Raw genomic sequence first — 18,611 nt, 5'->3', positions numbered from 1 at the left:
TCTCCCTCACCACCACCCACCCCCACCCCACCACCGGCAACCCCACCCACTACTGGACCACCCTCACCACCGCCGGCGAACTCCTCACCACCACCCCCGACCCCCGCCTCAAACCCGCCCTCACCCACTGCCGAAACCGCGCCCAAGCCCAAGCCACCCACACAACCCACCCGTGAACACAGGAAGTCGACCCACCCGACTTCCTACGCGCCCCGCAGAACCCATCTGCCGCACACCGCCCTGGCTTCGTTCACTTCTAGCAGTAGCGTTTGTCTGCCGGTTTGAGCAGCAGTTGACGATCTTGAGGACCGTGGATGTTCACGAAGCAGCAGCAGTCCACGGGACGGCCCGCCGCCCCTTCGGGCGGCGGGCCGTCGAGTCTGTTTTCGCCCCACCCACGAGCCCGTGGTGTGGGTTCTCCCGCAGCTGGCCTTCGAGGCAGTTGCTGCCAACGCGGGTAGCTCAGCTGTTGATGCCGGGTGCGACCTCGCGGGTCATACGGAGGTTGGGCAGCCTTCCTTGCCAGAGCTCTCGCTCACCCGTGGCCTTGAATCCGTGGCGCTGGTAGAAGCGGACCGCGCTGTCGTTGTAGTCGGTGGCCCATAGGCATATGGGTGCGGATCCGGCCCAGGTGAGGAACTCGGTCATCATGCGGCCACCGAGCCCCTGGCCCTGGACGTGTTCCAGCAGATACATCGGTCCGAGAGTGACCACCTCGCCGCGGCGCCCGCAGAGAACGCCCACGATCTCGGTTTCAGAACGGAGAACACGGCAGAACAGCAGATCCGGCTCCTGGTTCGCTGTCTCGATGAACTCCCGCCACTGGTTGATGCCTTCCGTGGTAGCTGACGAGCCGCGATGCTCACGGATCCAGTCCTCGTCGATCCCCACCTCCGGGTTGGGGTATGTCTGCAGCCAAGCCCTCAGCAGCAACGGCCCCAGCTGCGCGGAGTCGCCCGGACGAGCAGCTTCGATCACGTAGGTCATGGCAACGATCCTCGTCGATCATCCACCGCTTCAGGCCGCCCAGTCATCCCTGCGACGAACTTCTGATGGATGCCACCGCCGACGACTTCCTGTTCGCCGGGGAGCCTGCCTGACCGGGACTGACCCATGCTTACGGACCTTGCCGTGCCGCACCGGGTCGTATCCGGGATCGCCGAGTCCGCCCGTGGCGGCCTGCCCGCACCAGCAGCCACGGACGACGGCACCTGTTGGACCTACGGAGGCGGCCCGTTCAGAGCCGCATGAGCCCGGCGGCGGTCGGCCGGAATCCGCACTGGCCGTAGAAGGACTCCAGGTGCGGTTCGTAGTCGACGTGCAGCCACTGGGCACCGCGTGCCCTCGCCTCGTCGGCGGCCGCCCTCACCAGCCCGCCGCGTTCGCCCTCCCAACCCTGTGATGTGATCGTTCTGTTGACGTACTACCAACAGGAGCTGACCATGTCCTCACCCCTGCCCAGCGCCGTCCGTCTGACCGTCGGCCGGCACACCTTCGACGGGCTGGCCGCCGGGCCCGCCGACGGGGAGCTCGTGCTGCTGCTGCACGGGTTCCCCGAGTTCGCCGACTGCTGGAGTGCCGAGCTGACCGCGCTGGCCGCGGCCGGCTACCGCGCGGTGGCGGTGGACCAGCGCGGCTACTCCCCCGACGCCCGCCCCGCGGACATCGCGGACTACTCCGTCGAGCTGCTGGTCGCGGACGCGCTGGGCTTCGCCGACGCCCTGGACGCGCCCCGCTTCCACCTGGTCGCCCACGACTGGGGCGGCCTCGTCGCCTGGGCGCTGGCCTCCACCCACCCGGAGCGGCTGCACAGCCTGACCGTGCTCTCCACCCCGCACCCCGAGGCGCTCTACGAGGCCCTCAACAACGACAGCGACCAGCGCGAACGCTCCCAGTACATCAGGGAGTTCCGCCTGCCGGAGCACGTGGCCGAGCAGGCCATGCTGGCCGACGACGCGGCCAGGCTGCGCGCGATCTACCGAGGCGCGCTGCCGACGGACCAGGCCGAGTCCAACGTCCGACGGCTGACCGAGCCGGGCGTGCTGACGGCCGGGCTCAACTGGTACCGGGCGATCAACGAGGAACTCCGGGTGCCGGCCGGCGAGATCACCGTCCGCACGCTCTTCGTCTGGGGCACCGAGGACCGCGCCCTGGGCCGCGACGCCGCCGACCTGACGGCCAAGCACGTCAGCGCCCCGTACCGGTTCGTTGCGCTGGAGGGCGCCACCCACTGGCTGCCTGAGGCCGACGCCAAGCGGATCGTGCCGCTGCTCCTGGAGCACCTCGCGGGCTGATCCGGAGCGGTGTTCCCGGCGCGCCGCCCCACCGGCACGCCGGCTTCGCCGCCCTCAGGCCGCCCTCAGCCCGGCCTCAGCCCGGTCTCAGCCCGTCCTCGGCGTGTTCCGGGATCGCGCCCAGCTCTCCGCCTGCTCCGGGTCCCACAGGAAGCGGGCGCCGAAATCCTTCTCCTCGCCGGGCCCCGCCTCCGTCAACGCACGCACCAGCGCCGGGCTGTAGACGGCATGGACCCGGAAGTTCACCAGGAACCGACTCTTGATCACGATCCGCACGTAACGACGGCTGTTGCCCCGATGACGTCCGGCCACGATGACGCAGTCACCGCCGTCGCCCCAGGCTGGCGGCGCGATCCACACCTTCGCCCCCGGCGCGAAGTGCCGCAGCCCCTCGCGGATCTCCGACCCGCCTTCGCCGTGACCGGTCTCCTGAGCGACATTGGCCACGAGGCACACGCCCAACGGCTCCGCTCCGGTTGCATCCGTCATGGCAGCCATGATCGCCTGGCCGGGCGCAGCGGCGCGCGCCCTTTTCCGAGGTCGCCCCTCCGGGCCGCTGGCCGTCGGCCGACGGCGACCGGCTCCGCCCGCACGATCGCACCGGGCCGGGCCGGGCCGAAATCACGATGACTTCCGGCACCGCGCCGCCTATCGTCCGGCGGATGAACGACCAGCGCACCGACCCCACCGACCCCACCGACGCGCCGGCCGTCGACGTCCGCTGCCGCAACGACCCGGCCACCCGGGTCAGGCTCACCGACCGCCACTTCCCGGACGAGCACGGCACCGGCTTCGCCGTGGAACTGCACGCCGAAGGCCTCCGGGCCCGGCTCGACTCGGTCATCGCCTGGGCCTGGGGCCCGGACCATCCGGCCGACTTCCTCGACGAGTTGGCCGCCGATTACCGGGGCTGGGAGGCGGAGCGCACCTGGTACACCCACCGCCTCGCCCTCCGGGCCGTCTTCCGCCCGGGGGGCCACGTCGGCCTCACCTGGACCGTCCGCCCGCGGATCGGTCGGGACGCCTCCTGGGAGGCCTCGGTCACCACGTGGCTGGAGGCCGGGGAACAGCTGGCCGGTCTCGCCTCGGACGTCCGCCGGTTCCTCGCCCCCGGCGACCTGACGGAGTCCCGTCCGTCCGGAGGCACCGCTTGATCGACCGGGCCGGCTACGACCGTGACTCCTCCCCCCTCCTGTTCGCCACGGCCGCCGGACTGCTGCTCCACGTCCTGCTCGCCGAAGCCTTCGGCTCCTCCGCCCGACCGGCCGTCCGGTCCTGGGCCGCCACCGGCCGCATCACCGCGCCGCCGCCCAGCCTCCTGCACCAGAAGTCGGCCCCGCCGACTTCCTGCGCTCCCCCCGCCACCGGCCCGGCCGGAGCTGCTCTGCTCCCGCGAGCACTCGGGGTACGGGCCGTACCTGCCGATCGGCAGGGGCGGCCCGATGAACTTGCGCTGGGCATTCGTGAGTTGCCCACGCGTCACGACCAGTGTCCTGCCGGGTCCCGCCCCCACGAAGAAGGCGATACCCACGCCTGATCGCGACGCCACACGGGTCTAGAGGCGGCAGCTGATCTCCATTCCGTCCTCCACGGGGAACGTGACGCTCTGGTAGCCGTTGCGGGGGTCGCGGACGTAGTCGAGGTAGGGCGCGAGGGCCTCCAGGTCGACGTCGTCGGCGACGACGAGGGTGCCGGGCGCGAGGCGGGGTTCGAGGAGTCGCAGGACGGGCAGGCACAGGTCCTTCCAGCCGTCGAGGAGGACGAAGTCCGCGGAGCCGTCGACTGCGGCGAGGGTGTCGCGGGCGTCTCCTTCGAGGACGGTGATCAGGTCGTCCAGTCCCGTCTCGGCGAACGTCCGGCGGGCGGCCGCGGCCTTGGCGGCGCTCAGTTCCGTACTGATCACCCGGCCCGTCCCGTTGTCGCGCACCGCGGCGGCGAGATGGAGCGTGGAGATGCCGAAGGACGTGCCGAACTCGACGACGGTGGCGGGGCGGATGGCCCGGATCAGGTTGTAGAGGAGGCGGCCGCCCTGGGCCGAAATCGGCATGTACACCTCGGCGTTGGCGTCGGCCTGCTCCTGCGGGCCGAGGGGCGCGGAGCCCTGGGGCCACGCCGCCCGGATCCGCTTGCTGGTCTCCTCGTCCTGCTCGGCGTGCCGGAACATCCGGTCGAGGGCGGTGGCGACGCGGGGGTCTTCGAGGGTGTTGGTGGGTGTCATGGGCCTAGACTAGACGCACCGTTGCGTTGCGTCTAGCGGTTCTGGCCTACCCTGGCCCCAGGAGGCAGACATGGAACGAGGAAGTACGGCCGCCGCGGCGGCCGGGCCGCAACCGGCGGCACGCCATCACGGCAACCGGCACGGCCGCAGCGAACAGGCCCGGCAGGCAGTACTGGAGGCGGCCGACGACCTTCTGGTCGAGAAGGGCTTCACCGGCGTCACCATCGAGGGCATCGCCGCCCGGGCGGGCGTCGCCAAGCAGACCGTCTACCGCTGGTGGAAGACCAAGACCGACATCCTCCTGGACGCCTTCCTCCAGGACGCGGCCGAAGCCCTGACTCCGCCGGACCACGGCGACCTGGCCCCGGACCTACGCGCCCACCTGCGCCAACTGGCCCTGTTCCTCACCCGGTCCGACGCGGGCGCCGTCTTCAAGGCCCTCATCGGGCACGCCCAGCACGATCCCGCGTTCGCCGCCGCCCTGCGGTCCGGGTACCTCGACGAACAGCGCCGACGCGACCGGCTCCCGCTGGAACGCGCGGTGGAACGCGGCCAGCTCGCCACCGGACTCGACATGGCGGCGGAGATCGACCAACTCGTGGGACCGCTCTACCACCGCGTCCTGGTGACGGCGGAACCCGTGGACGAGGCTTTCACCGACCGCCTCGTCGAGGCGTTCCTGCACCGCGCGGGCGTAGCGGACGCAGGTGAGTAGCGGACACAGGGGAGTAGCGGAGTAGCCGACGCAGGGGAGTAGCCGACTCCCGGGCACCGGCGGGACCGCCGAGCAGGTGGCCGCGCTCAGTGCCGAGTGGTTGCGGCGTACTGGTCCGACGACAACGCGAACACCCGCACTCGCCGACCGCCGGCGGGACTGACGGTCTCACGGGCCAGCCGCATCCCCAGTTTGGTCATGATCCGTTCGGAGGCATCGTTGCCCACCTGGGTGATGCTGACGATCCGCTCCAGCCCTCGCTCCTCGAACCCGAACCGCACAGCGGCCGCAGCGGCCTCGGTGGCCAAGCCCCGCCCCCAGTGGGAACGTCCCAGCCGCCAACCGACCTCGACCGCTGGCAGTACCTCCGGCAGGAAGCCGGGGACCGAGAGGCCGGTGAACCCGGCCAGCTCGCCCGTGGACCGGATCTCCACGGCGAACAGGCCGAAGCCCTGCGACTCCCACTCGCTCTCCCAGGCCTGGATCCCGCCGCGGGTCTGCTGTTCGTCACGGACGCTGCCGTCACGGATCCACCGCATGACCTCGGGGTCGGCATTGACGGCGGCCATGGGCGCAACGTCCTCCTCGCGCCAGCGACGCAGGATCAGACGCGGAGTCTCAAGCGTGACCATCGAACCATTCTGGATCACCAAGGGGCTCTCCGCCATCCGCCGATCGTCGTGCCCACTGCGCAACGGACCGGCAGATCGTAGCGGCGGGCCCGGACACCAGCGGTGTCCGGGCCCGCCGAGAACCGCACCGCGCCGCCGTATCAGTGCGCGGCGGCCTCCCAGTTGGCGCCGACGCCCACCGAGACGTCCAGCGGGGCGCGCAGCGGGTAGGCGCCGGCCATCTGCTCGCGGACGATCGCCTCGACCTGCTCGCGCTCGCCCGGGGTCAGCTCCAGCACGATTTCGTCGTGCACCTGGAGCAGCATCCGGGAGGTGAGGCCGGCGGCGCGCAGCGCCTCGTCCACCCGCAGCATGGCGATCTTGACGATGTCGGCGGCCGAGCCCTGGATCGGGGCGTTGAGGGCCATCCGCTCCGCCATCTCGCGGCGCTGGCGGTTGTCGCTGTTGAGGTCCGGCAGGTAGCGGCGGCGGCCGAGCAGCGTCTCGGTGTAGCCGGTGGCGCGGGCCTCGTCGACGACCCGGCGCAGGTAGTCGCGGACGCCGCCGAAGCGCTCGAAGTAGGTGTCCATCAGGCCCTGGGCCTCGCCGGGCTTGATGCCGAGCTGCTGCGAGAGCCCGTACGCGGACAGCCCGTAGGCGAGGCCGTAGGACATCGCCTTGATCTTGCGGCGCATCTCGGCGTCCACCGCGGTGCCCGGGACCTCGAAGACCTGGGAGGCGACGGTGGTGTGCAGGTCCTCGCCGGTGGCGAAGGCCTCCAACAGGGCCTCGTCCTCGGAGAGGTGGGCCATGATGCGCAGTTCGATCTGCGAGTAGTCGGCGGTGAGCAGCGACTCGTAGTCCTCGCCGACGACGAAGGCGCGGCGGATGGCGCGGCCCTCCTCGGTGCGGACGGGGATGTTCTGCAGGTTCGGGTCCTGCGAGGAGAGCCGGCCGGTGGCGGCGACCATCTGGTTGAAGGTGGTGTGGATGCGGCCCTTGGGCGAGACCGTCTTGAGCAGGCCCTCGACGGTGGTGCGCAGCTTGGCCTGGTCGCGGTGGCGCAGCAGGATGACCGGCAGTTCGTTGTCGGTCTGGGTGGCGAGCCAGGTGAGCGCGTCGGCGTCGGTGGTGTAGCCGGTCTTGATCTTCTTGGTCTTGGGGAGGGCGAGCTCGCCGAAGAGGATCTCCTGGAGTTGCTTGGGCGAGCCGAGGTTGAACTCGCGCCCGGCGGCGGCGTGCGCCTCCTCGACCACGCGCTGGATCTCGGTGGCGAACTGCGCCTCCAGGCTGGTGAGCCAGGGGCGGTCGGCGGCGATGCCGGTGCGCTCCATCCGGGCCAGCAGGGCGGCGATCGGCAGCTCCATGTCGCGCAGCAGCCCGGTGGCGCCGACCTCGGCGAGGCGGGTGTCGAAGAGCGCGGCGAGGTCGAGGACGGCGCGGGCCTGGAGCATGAGCGCCTGGGCGCCGGCCGCAGGGTCCTCCTCCGGGGCGTCGAAGGCGAGTTGGCCGTCCTCGGTGGCGGGGGCGGGGGTGAGCGAGCGGGCCAGGTACTCCTCGGCGAGCACCTCCAGGGTGAAGGTGCGGCGGCCGGGCTTCTCCAGGTAGGCGGCGAGGGCGGTGTCGGCGACGACGCCCTCGATGGCCCAGCCGCGCTCGGCGAAGGCCCGCATGACCTGCTTGGCGATGTGCAGGGCCTTGGGGGCGGCCGGGTCGGCGAGCCAGGCGGCGAAGGCCCGCTCGTCCTCCTCGGCGAGCTGCGCCGGGTCGAACCAGGCGGCGGATTCCCCTGCGGCCAGGGCGACTTCGGCGACCTCGCCGGTGCCGAGCGCCCACTGGTAGACGGCGGCGAGGGCGACGGGGGCCTTGGTGTCGGCGGCGTGCTCGCGCAGCCAGCCGGCCAGCGTGCCCGGGTCGGTGAGCAGTTCGCCGTCGACCTCGACGCCGGGGGCGAGTTCGGCCGCGGCCTCCTCCTCGCCGGCGGCCGGGTCGATGCCGTGGACGCGGTCGCGGAAGTTGGCGTTGCGGAACTCCAGCGACTCCATCAGCGTGCCGACGGCGGCCTTGTCGAACGGCGCGCGGGCCAGGTCGCCGACGCCGAGCGGGAGTTCGACGTCGCGGACGAGCTCGGTGAGGACGCGGTTGCGCTTGACCGAGTCGAGGTGTTCGCGCAGCTTCTCGCCGATCTTGCCCTTCACCTCGTCGGCGCGGGAGACGAGTTCGTCGAAGGAGCCGAACTGGTTGACCCACTTGGCGGCGGTCTTCTCGCCGACGCCGGGGATGCCGGGCAGGTTGTCGGACGGGTCTCCGCGCAGGGCGGCGAGGTCCGGGTACTGGCGCGGGGTGACGCCGTACTTCTCGGCGACCTTCTCCGGGGTGTAGCGGGTGAGCTCGGAGACGCCCTTGGTCGGGTAGAGGACGGTGATGTGGTCGGTGACCAGCTGGAGGGAGTCGCGGTCGCCGGTGACGATGTCGACGTCGTAGCCGGCCGCCTCGGCGGCGGTGGCCAGGGTGGCGATGATGTCGTCGGCCTCGAAGCCCTCGGCCGTCAGCCGGGGGACGTTCATCGCGTCGAGCAGTTCGCCGATCAGGGGGACCTGGCTGCGGAACTCGTCCGGCGTCTTGGCGCGGTTGGCCTTGTAGTCGGGGAACTCGACGGAGCGGAAGGTCTGCCGGGAGAGGTCGAAGGCGACGGCGAGGTGGGTGGGCTGCTCGTCCCGGACGGTGTTGGCGAGCATCGAGGCGAAGCCGTAGACCGCGTTGGTGGGCTGGCCGGTGGAGGTGTTGAAGTTCTCCACGGGCAGGGCGTAGAAGGCCCGGTAGGCCATCGAGTGCCCGTCGAGCAGCATCAGCCGGGGCCGCGGGCCGGCCCCGCCGCCACCCGTCGCACCCTTGTCCGTACTCTGCGTAGCCACGTCAACGTCCCGTTCCTGCCGATTCCACTACCGGCCACCGATCCTATGGCCCGGCACCGACAAAAGGGGCGCCGTGCCGATCGGACGCCGTGCCGGGCGCGGGCGGCGGGGGCACGCCGGGGGCCGCCGCGCCCGGGGCGTCCGTTGACGCGCCCCGACCCCGGACGCGCCCCGGCCCCGGACACGGCCGCTACCGCCGAGTAGGACGGTCGTACGATCACAGGCAGCACGATGACGATCCCCGAGCGGCAGGAGTTCCCCATGACCGACGCGGCCCCCGACGCGGCCCCCGTCCTGAAGGTCCCGCAGGACGTGCTGGACCACTTCGCCAAGCTCGGCGTCGATCCGCAGACCTTCTCCGGCGGCGCCCTCGGCGAGAAGCTCGGCATCCGGATCGTCGAGGCCTCCGGCGACCGGGTGGTCGGCACCATGCCGGTGGAGGGCAACCAGCAGCCGTACGGGCTGCTGCACGGCGGCGCGTCGGCGGCGCTGGCCGAGACGCTGGGCTCGATCGGCGCGATGCTGCACGCGGGCCCCGGCCGGTACGCGGTCGGGGTGGACCTCAACGCCACCCACCACCGCTCGGCCACCTCCGGGCTGGTCACCGGGGTGGCGACGGCGGTGTTCAAGGGCCGCACCGCCGCCACGTACGAGATCGCGATCACCGACGACACCGGCAAGCGGGTCACCAGTTGCCGGCTGACCTGCATGCTGCGCGACCTCTGACCCCGCGCCGGGACTCTTCCCGGTGCCGACGGATCATCAAATCCCTTGGCCGCCCCCTTGTTTGACCTTCCGCCACCCTGGGCAGGCGTTGGTCTGGACAAGGGGGCGGCGGCATGTCCGGGCGCGGCCGACGCGGCAGCATGCCCGGAATCCGCGCAGGTGACTCTGCGTAACAGGCAGAAAATCCGAGCAATGGCCCGCTCCGAGGCCCGCAGGCAGCCCGGGGCTCCTTCGCCATGCCCTCGCTGTCCGAAATACGAACGATCATGACCGGAACAAGTGAATCGGACATGAGTGTCCGACTATCGGCCAGGCCAGCTGCAACCCCCATTTCTGGCCCTTACATTGCCCCAACAGCCCCTAAACGCCCTACATCGGCGGATCGGTCGCGCCAAAACGACCACATGCTGAGACAACTGCTCTGTGTGCTCATAACAAGAGAATCACAGCCTCGCCACACCACTGCCCGAGTCGCCCAGAGGCATCTAGAGTCACGGCCAGTCACCGCGCCAACGGATTGGGCCCGGCCCTCCGCGCATCCCGGCTCCCGCCAACTCAGGCGCGGCGCCTCCCGAACCGAAGGGGACCCTCGTGCGTCACCGTTCCGCAATTGTCGTGAGCATTGCCGTGATCGGCGCCCTGAGCCTCAGCGCGTGCGGCTCCCGCGACGACAAGAAGTCCGCCGACGGAGGCAGCGGCAACAGCGGCTCCACCACCACCGTCACCATCGGCATCGACGCCCCGCTCACCGGCGACCTCTCCGCCATCGGCATCGGCATCCGCAACTCCGTCGACCTCGCGGTCAAGAAGGCCAACGAACAGAACGAGGTCCCCGGCGTCAAGTTCCAGGTCAAGGCCCTGGACGACACCGCCAAGCCCGGCCCCGGCCAGCAGAACGCCACCCAGCTCGTCGCCGACAACAGCGTCCTCGGCGTCGTCGGCCCGCTCAACTCCAGCGTCGCCCAGTCGATGCAGCAGATCTTCAACGACGCCAACCTCGTCGAGATCTCCCCCGCCAACACCGGCGTCGCCCTCAGCCAGGGCGAGAAGTGGGTCACCGGCGAGAAGAAGCGCCCCTTCAAGACCTACTTCCGCACCGCCACCACCGACGCCGTCCAGGGCCCCTTCGCCGCACAGTTCCTCGCCAAGGACGCCAAGAAGTCCAAGGTCTTCCTCATCGACGACCAGAAGACCTACGGCGCCGGCCTCGCCGCCACCTTCAAGGCCGAATTCACCAAGCAGGGCGGCAACATCGTCGGCGAGGAGCACGTCAACCCCGACGACCGCGACTTCTCCGCCATCGTCACCAAGGTCAAGACCTCCGGCGCCGAAGCCGTCTACTACGGCGGCGAGTACCCCGCCGCCGGCCCGCTCTCCCTCCAGCTCAAGGACGCCGGCGTCAACATCCCGCTGATGGGCGGCGACGGCATGCAGAGCGCCGACTTCATCAAGCTCAACCCCAAGAGCGCCGGCGACTACGCCACCGCCGTCGGCGGCGCCGTCGAACAACTCCCCACCGCCGCCAAGTTCATCGCCGACTACAAGGCCGCCGGCTACAAGGACCCCTACGAGACCTACGGCGGCTACTCCTACGACAGCGGCTGGGCCATCATCCAGGCCGTCAAGGCCGTCGCCGCCGCCAACAACGGCAAGCTGCCCGCCAACCCGCGCGCCGCCGTCGTCGACGCCGTCCAGAAGGTCTCCTTCGACGGCGTCACCGGCAAGGTCTCCTTCGACGAGTTCGGCGACACCACCAACAAGCAACTCACCGTCTACACCGTCAAGGACGGCAAGTGGACCGTGGAGAAGACCGGCACCTTCAGCGGCTGAACCTCCAACGGCTGAACCTCAGCGGCCGAGCCCTCGACGACTGAACCTTCAGCGTCTGAACCTCAACGGCTGAGCCGGCCCGCACCACCATCCAGCAGCACAGCGCGCGGGGGCGCCACGAGTGCCCCCGCGCGCCCCCACATCCACCACCCACACGGACACCCCGAACGCACTACGGAGGCCCAGCGGTGCACGACCTACCGCAGCAGCTGGCCAACGGCCTGATCCTCGGCGCCCTCTACGGACTCGTCGCGATCGGCTACACGATGGTCTACGGCATCGTCCAGCTCATCAACTTCGCCCACGGCGAGATCGTCATGGTCGGCGGCTTCGGCGCCCTGACCGCCTACCTCGCCCTCCCCGGCGGCACCACCCTGTGGCTGGCCCTGCCGCTCATGCTGATCGCCGGCATCCTGGTCTCCACCCTCACCGCCGTCGCCGCCGAGCGCTTCGCCTACCGGCCCCTGCGCAACGCCCCCCGACTCGCCCCCCTCATCACCGCGATCGGGCTGTCCATCTTCCTCCAGCAACTCGTCTTCTCCTTCTACCCCGACGCCAAGAAGGCCCGGGTCTTCCCCAAGATCCCCGGCGACCCCTTCAGCCTCGGCTCCGTCACCATCCAGCGCAGCGACCTCTTCCTGCTCATCGCCGCCCCGCTGTGCATGCTCGCCCTCGGCTGGTTCGTCACCCGCACCCGCTCCGGCCGCGCCATGCAGGCCACCAGCCAGGACCCCGACACCGCCAAGCTCATGGGCATCGACACCGACCGCATCATCGTCATGGCCTTCGCCATCGGCGCCGCGTTCGCCGCCGTCGCCGCCGTCGCCTACGGACTGCGCAGCGGCCAGGTCGACTTCCGCATGGGCTTCATCCTCGGCCTCAAGGCCTTCACCGCCGCCGTCCTCGGCGGCATCGGCAACATCTACGGAGCCATGCTCGGCGGCATCGCCCTCGGCCTCGCCGAAAGCCTCGCCACCGGCTACATCCAGCACCTGCCCGGCATGCACCTCTTCGGAGGCGGCGCCTGGAAGGACGTCTGGGCCTTCGTACTCCTCATCCTCGTGCTCCTCGTCCGGCCCCAGGGCCTGCTCGGCGAGCGCGTCGCGGACAGGGCGTGACCACCATGACCACCACCACCGAAACCACCCCGGTCATCCCCCTGCCGGCCCGCGCCGCCACCGCCCTCACCGGCCTCGGCGCCCTCACCACCGCCGCCTCCGCCGCCCTCCCCTGGACCTGGACCTCCGACTTCCCCGGCGACCTCACCTACACCGGCTCCCCCGCCGGCCTCCAATGGCTCGCCCTCGCCGCCGGACTCCTCACCCTCCTCCTGCTCCTCGCCACCCACGGCACCCCCGGCCTGCGCTGGGCCGCCCCCAGCCGCAGCCACAACGCCGTCCTCTACGCCGCCACCGGCGCCCTCGCCGTCAGCGTCTTCTCCGTCTCCGCCATCGCCACCGAACTCGGCGGCCTCGCCAACCTCGAAGCCGGCGGCTGGATCCTCGCCGCCGGCGGCCTCCTCACCGTCATCGGCGCCCTCGGCCTGCCCCTCGACCGCCGCACCCGCGTCCCGCTGCGCATCCTCGACAGGCGCCTCTTCCTGCTCGTCCCCGTCGCCCCCGCCGGCTGGTTCGCCGCCCACGCCATCCCCGGCGACCAGCCCGTCGCCCCCGTGATGACCGCCCTCGCGGGCGCCCTCGCGATCGCCGCCGGCGTCGTCCTGCTCCTCCAGCTCGGCCACCTCGCCCACACCTGGCTGCGCCTGGGCACCGTCGACCGGCCGCTGCCCGCGCCGCGCCAACTCCCCTCCTGGGCCGAAGTCCTGACCATCGTCCTGGCCTTCGGCCTCGGACTGTTCACGATCACCTTCGGCATCGACACCGAGTACGGCGAACTCTTCATCGGCTACCTGCTGCTCGCCGCCCTCGTCGTCCCCGCCCTCACCCGGTCCGGCCTGCTCGCCCGGCTGCGCGCCCTGACCGTCAAGCACCGCCCCGTCACCACCGGCGCCGCCTTCGCCGCCGCCGCCAGCTTCCCCTTCACCCAGACCAGCGACCAGTACACCTCCGTCGCCACCAACATCCTGATCTTCGCCACCGTCGCCCTCGGCCTCAACATCGTCGTCGGCCTCGCCGGCCTGCTCGACCTCGGCTACGTCGCCTTCCTCGGCGTCGGCGCCTACGCCGCCGCCCTGGTCTCCGGCTCCCCCGCCTCCCCCATCCACGTCCAGTTCCCGTTCTGGGCCGCGATGCTCACCGGCGCCGCCGTCTCCATGGTCTTCGGCGTCCTCATCGGCGCCCCCACGCTGCGCCTGCGCGGCGACTACCTCGCCATCGTCACCCTCGGCTTCGGCGAGATCTTCCGCATCACCATGCTCAACCTCAACGGCACCACCGGCCCCAAGGTCACCAACGGCTCCAACGGCATCCCCCGGATCCCCGACCTGGAGATCCTCGGCTTCGACCTCGGCAAGCCGCACACCGTCGCCGGCATCGAACTCGGCCGCTTCTCCAACTACTACCTGCTGATGCTCCTCGTCACCGCCCTGGTCGTGCTCGTCTTCGCCCGGGTCGGCAACTCCCGCATCGGCCGCGCCTGGGTCGCCATCCGCGAGGACGAGACCGCCGCCGAAGCCATGGGCATCAACGGCTTCCGCCTCAAACTCCTCGCCTTCGCCCTCGGCGCCTGCCTCGCCGGCCTCGCCGGCACCGTCCAGGCCCACGTCAGCTACACCGTCACCCCCGACCAGTACACCTTCGCCGAGGCCCTCCCGCCCAACTCCGCGTTCCTGCTCGCCGCCGTCATCCTCGGCGGCATGGGCACCATCAGCGGGCCCCTCGCCGGCGCCACCCTCCTCTTCCTCATCCCCAAGAAGCTCGAATTCCTCTCCGACTACCAGCTGCTCGCCTTCGGCGCCGCCCTGATCATCCTGATGCGCGTCCGCCCCGAAGGCCTCATCCCCAACCGGCGCCGCCAACTGGAGTTCCACGAGGCCGCCATCCCGGCCCAGCCCGCCGGCGACGGCGCCGCACTCACCAAGGCAGGGGCGTGACCACCCAGATGACCACCACCGCCACACCCCTGCTCGAAGTCACCGGCGTCACCATGCGCTTCGGCGGCCTCACCGCCGTCAACGACGTCAGCCTCACCGTCGGCGAAGGCGAGATCATCGGTCTCATCGGCCCCAACGGCGCTGGCAAGACCACCTTCTTCAACTGCCTCACCGGCCTCTACGTCCCCACCGAGGGCGCCGTCCGCTACCGCGGCACCCTCCTGCCGCCCAAGCCCCACCTCGTCACCCAGGCCGGCGTCGCCCGCACCTTCCAGAACATCCGGCTCTTCGCCAACATGACCGTCCTGGAGAACGTCCTCGTCGGCCGCCACACCCGCACCAAGGAAGGCATCTTCTCCGCCATCCTCCGCGGCCCCGGCTACCACCGCGCCGAAGCCGAGAGCCGCGAGAAGGCCATGGAACTCCTCGCCTTCACCGGCCTCGCCGACAAGGCCGACCACCTCGCCCGCAACCTCCCCTACGGCGAACAGCGCAAGCTGGAGATCGCCCGCGCCCTCGCCTCCGACCCCGGCCTCCTCCTGCTCGACGAACCCACCGCCGGCATGAACCCCCAGGAGACCCGCGCCGCCGAGGAACTCGTCTTCGCCATCCGCGACCAGGGCGTCTCGATCCTCGTCATCGAGCACGACATGCGCTTCATCTTCAACCTCTGCGACCGCACCGCCGTCCTCGTCCAGGGCCAGAAGATCGTCGAAGGCGACCGCGAAACCGTCCAGAACGACGAACGCGTCATCACCGCCTACCTCGGCGCCCCGCTCGAAGGCACCACCCCCGCAGTCGCGGAGACCGTTACGGAGACCGACCAGTGACCGCACTCCTCGAGGTCGAGGACCTCCGCGTCGCCTACGGCAAGATCGAAGCCGTCAAGGGCATCAGCTTCACCGTCAACCAGGGCGAGGTCACCACCCTCATCGGCACCAACGGCGCCGGCAAGACCACCACCCTGCGCACCCTCTCCGGGCTCCTCAAACCCACCGCCGGACGCATCGCCTTCGACGGCCAGGACCTCAGCACCGTCCCCGCCCACAAGATCGTCGCCCTCGGCCTCGCCCACTCCCCCGAAGGCCGGCACATCTTCCCCCGCATGACCATCGAGGAGAACCTCCTCCTCGGCGCCTTCCTGCGCACCGACACCGCCGGCATCACCGCCGACGTCGACCGCGCCTACGACCTCTTCCCCATCCTCGGCGAACGCCGCCGCCAGGCCGCCGGCACCCTCTCCGGCGGCGAACAGCAGATGCTCGCCATGGGGCGGGCCCTGATGTCCCAGCCCAAACTGCTCATGCTCGACGAGCCGTCCATGGGCCTGTCACCGCTGATGATGCAGAAGATCATGGCGACCATCATCGAACTCAAGGCCTCCGGCACGACCATCCTGCTCGTCGAACAGAACGCCCAGGCCGCCCTCTCCCTCTCCGACCGCGGCTACGTCATGGAGACCGGCCGCATCGTCCTCTCCGGGACGGGCGCCGACCTCCTGCACGACGAATCCGTCCGCAAGGCCTACCTCGGCGAGGACTGACGCCTCCACGTATCCACGCCTCCACGCCTCCACGCACGAAGGGCCCGGCAGATGAGATCTGCCGGGCCCTCCTCGCATCCGTCTACTCGGACGCGTCCTCGTCCGCCTTCTTGCGGTCCTGGGCCGCGCCCTCCTCGATGACCGCCTCGGCCACCGCGGCCATCGTCATCCGACGGTCCATCGACGTCTTCTGGATCCACCGGAACGCCGCCGGCTCGTTCAGCCCGAACTTCGTCTGCAGCACGCCCTTCGCCCGGTCCACCAGCTTCCGGGTCTCCAGCCGCTGGGTGAGATCCGCGATCTCCTCCTCCAGCGTGCGCATCTCGGTGTACCGCGACACCGCCATCTCGATCGCCGGCACCAGATCCGCCTTGCTGAACGGCTTCACGATGTACGCCATCGCCCCGGCGTCCCGCGCCCGGTCCACCAGCTCCCGCTGCGAGAACGCCGTCAGCATCAGAACCGGCGCCAGGTGCTTCTCGTGGATCTGCTCGGCGGCGGAGAGCCCGTCCAGCACCGGCATCTTCACATCGAAGATCGCGAGGTCCGGCCGAAGCTCCTCCACCAGCTTCACCGCCGTAGCCCCGTCCCCGGCCTCACCGACGACGGTGTACCCCTCCTCTTCGAGCATCTCCTTGAGGTCAAGGCGGATCAGCGCCTCATCCTCGGCGATCACAATCCGGGTGATCTGGGGCGAATCGGTCTCAAGCGGCTGTGCCTGCTCGTCGGCGGTGCTCACGGGGCTCCTAGTTCCGGCGGGGTACTGCATGCACGAGGGTACCTAGACACGGTATGTTTGGTTTCGCAGGGTCGGGGTCAGCCTTCGAAACTGTGGATGCCCCGGTAGCCCAGCGGAAGAGGCGATGGTCTCAAACACCATACAGCGTGGGTTCGAATCCCACCCGGGGCACTTTTCCTTCGATTTCAAAGCCACTTAGGGCAGCAACCTAACGCTTGGCGATCTTCACTAGTTCGAGTGAAAACAATCCCGTTCGCCCGCACAAGTGATTCACGGGCTGCAGGATCACCCGCATGGTCGTTCGATCCATTCGCGAAGAAGCCGTCCTGCTGCTGCGTCAGGGCGTTCGCAACACCGAGGTCGCTCGCCGACTGGATGTCCCGCGGGGCACGATCGGTTGGTGGAAGCAGCAGGACCGCATCAAGCGCGGCCAAGAGCTCCCCGGTCGGCACCGATCCACCTGCACCCACTGCTACGGCGACGACCTGAACCGCCCGGCGTACGCACACCTCCTCGGCCTCTACCTCGGCGACGGCCATATCCTCCTGCCAAATGAATACCGGCGCACGATGACCCTCCAGATCACCTGCGACGACAAGTGGCCCGGGGTCATGGACTCCGTCGAACAGACCATGCACCTGGTCTTTCCGAGGAACAGTGCCTGCCGAGTCCGACGGACCGGCTGTCATGACATCAAGCTCTACTCGAACCATCTGATCTGCCACTTCCCCCAGCACGGGCCCGGCAGGAAACACGAGCGCACCATAGCCCTGGAGTCCTGGCAGCAGGAGATCGTCGACGCCCACCCCTGGGAATTCCTGCGCGGCCTGATCCACTCGGACGGTTCTCGGATCACCAACTGGACGACCAAGACCGTCAAGGGTGTCACTCGCCGCTACGAGTACCCGCGTTACTTCTTCACCAACACGTCCACCGACATCATCGGCCTCTTCACCGCCACCCTCGACGCCGTCGGCATCCAATGGAAGGCCTCGATCCCCCGCCCCACCGGCCAGGTCAACATCTCCGTCGCCCGCAAGGACTCCGTCGCCCGCATGGACGCCCACATCGGCCCCAAGTACTGACAGCGGCATGTACGACACGGCCACCCGGCAGCGGGCGCTCGACCTCCACGCGACCGGGCTGACCTTCAGCCAGGTCAGCCGCGCGACCGGAATATCCCGGTTCGCGATCCGCGCGTGGGCCTCCGGTGCCGTGCCCAGCCCTCGCATGACCGCCGAGTGCCCGGTCCGCAGCGGCCGACTCGACCCCTCACGCCCGCGCGCCGACTACGCCTACCTCCTCGGCCTCTACCTCGGCGACGGCTGTGTCAGCGAGGGCCGCCGCAAGGTCTACGCCCTCCGCATCGCGTGCTGCGACGCCTGGCCCGGCCTGATCGACGAATGCCAGCGAGCCGTCTCCGCCGTCATGCCGCTCAACGGGGTTCAGCGCGTCCGCGCACCGGGCTGCACCAGTGTCGTGAGCACCAGCAAGCACTGGCCCTGCCTCTTCCCCCAGCACGGCCCCGGCCCGAAGCACCGACGGTCGATCTCCCTCGCGCCCTGGCAGCAGGAGATCGTCGACGCCCACCCGTGGGAGTTCCTGCGCGGCCTGATCCACTCCGACGGCTGCCGCATCACCAACTGGACGACGCGAATGGTCGGCGGCGTCAAGAAGCGCTACGAGTACCCGCGTTACTTCTTCACCAACACCTCGACCGACATCATCGGCCTGTTCACCGCCACCCTCGACGCCGTCGGCGTCCAGTGGAAGGCCGCGGCCCGGCCGACCGGTGCCACCAACATCTCCGTCGCCCGCAAGGACTCCGTCGCCCTCATGGACGCCCACATCGGCCCCAAGTACTGACAGTGGCGGCGCGGCCCCTCCGGACAGCGCGCCCCGACGCCGACCGCTGGTGCCAGAAAGGGCCGGGGGGGGGGCGGCGGGGGGGGTTGGTGGGGGCGGGGC

Annotated in this window: 18 protein-coding genes and 1 tRNA gene; 12 read left to right on the top strand and 7 right to left on the bottom strand. The window is 70.2% G+C overall.

Features of this window, described 5'->3' with window-relative positions:
* Positions 1 to 462: 462 nt before the first annotated feature.
* Entirely contained in the window at positions 463 to 987 is a 525-nt protein-coding gene (locus tag ACFVHI_RS35090) for a GNAT family N-acetyltransferase (protein ID WP_063347141.1), read from the bottom strand.
* A 250-nt stretch (positions 988 to 1,237) separates the two neighbouring features.
* Positions 1,238 to 1,369: a hypothetical protein gene (locus ACFVHI_RS35085; protein WP_380345982.1), complete on the bottom strand. Its 132-nt coding sequence runs from the start codon at positions 1,367 to 1,369 to the stop codon at positions 1,238 to 1,240.
* Between the two features lie 73 nt (positions 1,370 to 1,442).
* On the opposite strand from ACFVHI_RS35085, the gene ACFVHI_RS35080 reads away from it, so the two are divergent.
* Positions 1,443 to 2,294 carry an alpha/beta fold hydrolase gene (locus ACFVHI_RS35080; RefSeq protein ID WP_380345980.1) on the top strand — a complete coding sequence of 284 codons (852 nt, stop codon included), beginning with the start codon at positions 1,443 to 1,445 and terminating at the stop codon, positions 2,292 to 2,294.
* Positions 2,295 to 2,381: 87 nt separating this feature from the next.
* Here the strand turns inward: ACFVHI_RS35080 and ACFVHI_RS35075 are convergent, their stop codons facing one another.
* On the bottom strand, positions 2,382 to 2,783 hold the full coding sequence (locus ACFVHI_RS35075; RefSeq protein ID WP_159398399.1) for a hypothetical protein: 402 nt from the start codon (positions 2,781 to 2,783) through the stop codon (positions 2,382 to 2,384).
* Positions 2,784 to 2,956: 173 nt separating this feature from the next.
* On the opposite strand from ACFVHI_RS35075, the gene ACFVHI_RS35070 reads away from it, so the two are divergent.
* On the top strand, positions 2,957 to 3,448 hold the full coding sequence (locus tag ACFVHI_RS35070) for a DUF6228 family protein (RefSeq protein WP_380345978.1): 492 nt from the start codon (positions 2,957 to 2,959) through the stop codon (positions 3,446 to 3,448).
* Between the two features lie 401 nt (positions 3,449 to 3,849).
* On the opposite strand, the gene ACFVHI_RS35065 is transcribed toward ACFVHI_RS35070, so the two are convergent.
* Entirely contained in the window at positions 3,850 to 4,512 is a 663-nt protein-coding gene (locus ACFVHI_RS35065) for an O-methyltransferase (protein WP_380345976.1), read from the bottom strand.
* Between the two features lie 70 nt (positions 4,513 to 4,582).
* Between ACFVHI_RS35065 and ACFVHI_RS35060 the strand changes: the two genes are divergently transcribed.
* Positions 4,583 to 5,227, top strand: coding sequence for a TetR/AcrR family transcriptional regulator (locus ACFVHI_RS35060; RefSeq protein WP_063347146.1), 645 nt, complete (start codon positions 4,583 to 4,585; stop codon positions 5,225 to 5,227).
* 86 nt (positions 5,228 to 5,313) lie between these two features.
* Here the strand turns inward: ACFVHI_RS35060 and ACFVHI_RS35055 are convergent, their stop codons facing one another.
* The gene (locus tag ACFVHI_RS35055; RefSeq protein ID WP_380345985.1) at positions 5,314 to 5,859 is read right to left on the bottom strand and encodes a GNAT family N-acetyltransferase; all 546 of its coding nucleotides are present in this window, start codon (positions 5,857 to 5,859) and stop codon (positions 5,314 to 5,316) included.
* Between the two features lie 140 nt (positions 5,860 to 5,999).
* The gene (polA, locus tag ACFVHI_RS35050) at positions 6,000 to 8,687 is read right to left on the bottom strand and encodes a DNA polymerase I (protein ID WP_063351036.1); all 2,688 of its coding nucleotides are present in this window, start codon (positions 8,685 to 8,687) and stop codon (positions 6,000 to 6,002) included.
* A 327-nt stretch (positions 8,688 to 9,014) separates the two neighbouring features.
* On the opposite strand from polA, the gene ACFVHI_RS35045 reads away from it, so the two are divergent.
* From ACFVHI_RS35045 to ACFVHI_RS35020, 6 genes are all read left to right on the top strand, one after another.
* The gene (locus ACFVHI_RS35045; protein ID WP_363368771.1) at positions 9,015 to 9,479 is read left to right on the top strand and encodes a hotdog fold thioesterase; all 465 of its coding nucleotides are present in this window, start codon (positions 9,015 to 9,017) and stop codon (positions 9,477 to 9,479) included.
* Between the two features lie 591 nt (positions 9,480 to 10,070).
* Entirely contained in the window at positions 10,071 to 11,309 is a 1,239-nt protein-coding gene (locus ACFVHI_RS35040) for a branched-chain amino acid ABC transporter substrate-binding protein (protein WP_063347148.1), read from the top strand.
* Between the two features lie 188 nt (positions 11,310 to 11,497).
* A complete protein-coding gene (locus ACFVHI_RS35035) occupies positions 11,498 to 12,427 on the top strand; it encodes a branched-chain amino acid ABC transporter permease (protein WP_063347149.1) in 930 nt (309 codons plus the stop codon).
* Positions 12,428 to 12,432: 5 nt separating this feature from the next.
* Positions 12,433 to 14,361, top strand: a complete 1,929-nt coding sequence (locus ACFVHI_RS35030; protein ID WP_380345973.1) for a branched-chain amino acid ABC transporter permease — start codon at positions 12,433 to 12,435, stop codon at positions 14,359 to 14,361.
* A gap of 8 nt (positions 14,362 to 14,369) precedes the next feature.
* The gene (locus ACFVHI_RS35025; RefSeq protein ID WP_063351037.1) at positions 14,370 to 15,191 is read left to right on the top strand and encodes an ABC transporter ATP-binding protein; all 822 of its coding nucleotides are present in this window, start codon (positions 14,370 to 14,372) and stop codon (positions 15,189 to 15,191) included.
* A complete protein-coding gene (locus tag ACFVHI_RS35020) occupies positions 15,188 to 15,904 on the top strand; it encodes an ABC transporter ATP-binding protein (protein ID WP_063347150.1) in 717 nt (238 codons plus the stop codon). Before ACFVHI_RS35025 ends, ACFVHI_RS35020 begins: the two co-directional genes overlap by 4 nt.
* A gap of 82 nt (positions 15,905 to 15,986) precedes the next feature.
* On the opposite strand, the gene ACFVHI_RS35015 is transcribed toward ACFVHI_RS35020, so the two are convergent.
* Positions 15,987 to 16,643: an ANTAR domain-containing response regulator gene (locus ACFVHI_RS35015; RefSeq protein ID WP_063347151.1), complete on the bottom strand. Its 657-nt coding sequence runs from the start codon at positions 16,641 to 16,643 to the stop codon at positions 15,987 to 15,989.
* Between the two features lie 98 nt (positions 16,644 to 16,741).
* Between ACFVHI_RS35015 and ACFVHI_RS35010 the strand changes: the two genes are divergently transcribed.
* The 3 genes from ACFVHI_RS35010 to ACFVHI_RS35000 all read left to right on the top strand — a co-directional run bounded on the left by ACFVHI_RS35010 (position 16,742) and on the right by ACFVHI_RS35000 (position 18,509).
* A tRNA-Leu gene (locus ACFVHI_RS35010) sits at positions 16,742 to 16,814 on the top strand.
* 122 nt (positions 16,815 to 16,936) lie between these two features.
* Positions 16,937 to 17,728, top strand: coding sequence for a helix-turn-helix domain-containing protein (locus tag ACFVHI_RS35005; RefSeq protein WP_380345971.1), 792 nt, complete (start codon positions 16,937 to 16,939; stop codon positions 17,726 to 17,728).
* Positions 17,729 to 17,735: 7 nt separating this feature from the next.
* Positions 17,736 to 18,509 (top strand): transcriptional regulator, encoded by a 774-nt coding sequence (locus ACFVHI_RS35000; RefSeq protein ID WP_380345969.1) that lies wholly within the window; start codon positions 17,736 to 17,738, stop codon positions 18,507 to 18,509.
* Positions 18,510 to 18,611 lie beyond the last annotated feature (102 nt).

It is taken from the genome of Kitasatospora sp. NPDC127121 (assembly GCF_042677305.1).
GTDB lineage: Bacteria > Actinomycetota > Actinomycetes > Streptomycetales > Streptomycetaceae > Kitasatospora.
This window is presented reverse-complemented; position numbering and strand designations above follow the sequence as displayed.

Bases quoted from the DNA above. Each gene is read 5' to 3' on its own strand.
- ACFVHI_RS35090 (WP_063347141.1), bottom strand. From the start codon at position 987: ATGACCTACGTGATCGAAGCTGCTCGTCCGGGCGACTCCGCGCAGCTG.
- ACFVHI_RS35080 (WP_380345980.1), top strand. From the start codon at position 1,443: ATGTCCTCACCCCTGCCCAGCGCCGTCCGTCTGACCGTCGGCCGGCAC.
- ACFVHI_RS35075 (WP_159398399.1), bottom strand. From the start codon at position 2,783: ATGACGGATGCAACCGGAGCGGAGCCGTTGGGCGTGTGCCTCGTGGCC.
- ACFVHI_RS35070 (WP_380345978.1), top strand. From the start codon at position 2,957: ATGAACGACCAGCGCACCGACCCCACCGACCCCACCGACGCGCCGGCC.
- ACFVHI_RS35065 (WP_380345976.1), bottom strand. From the start codon at position 4,512: ATGACACCCACCAACACCCTCGAAGACCCCCGCGTCGCCACCGCCCTC.
- ACFVHI_RS35060 (WP_063347146.1), top strand. From the start codon at position 4,583: ATGGAACGAGGAAGTACGGCCGCCGCGGCGGCCGGGCCGCAACCGGCG.
- ACFVHI_RS35055 (WP_380345985.1), bottom strand. From the start codon at position 5,859: ATGGTCACGCTTGAGACTCCGCGTCTGATCCTGCGTCGCTGGCGCGAG.
- polA (WP_063351036.1), bottom strand. From the start codon at position 8,687: ATGCTGCTCGACGGGCACTCGATGGCCTACCGGGCCTTCTACGCCCTG.
- ACFVHI_RS35045 (WP_363368771.1), top strand. From the start codon at position 9,015: ATGACCGACGCGGCCCCCGACGCGGCCCCCGTCCTGAAGGTCCCGCAG.
- ACFVHI_RS35030 (WP_380345973.1), top strand. From the start codon at position 12,433: ATGACCACCACCACCGAAACCACCCCGGTCATCCCCCTGCCGGCCCGC.
- ACFVHI_RS35025 (WP_063351037.1), top strand. From the start codon at position 14,370: ATGACCACCACCGCCACACCCCTGCTCGAAGTCACCGGCGTCACCATG.
- ACFVHI_RS35005 (WP_380345971.1), top strand. From the start codon at position 16,937: ATGGTCGTTCGATCCATTCGCGAAGAAGCCGTCCTGCTGCTGCGTCAG.
- ACFVHI_RS35000 (WP_380345969.1), top strand. From the start codon at position 17,736: ATGTACGACACGGCCACCCGGCAGCGGGCGCTCGACCTCCACGCGACC.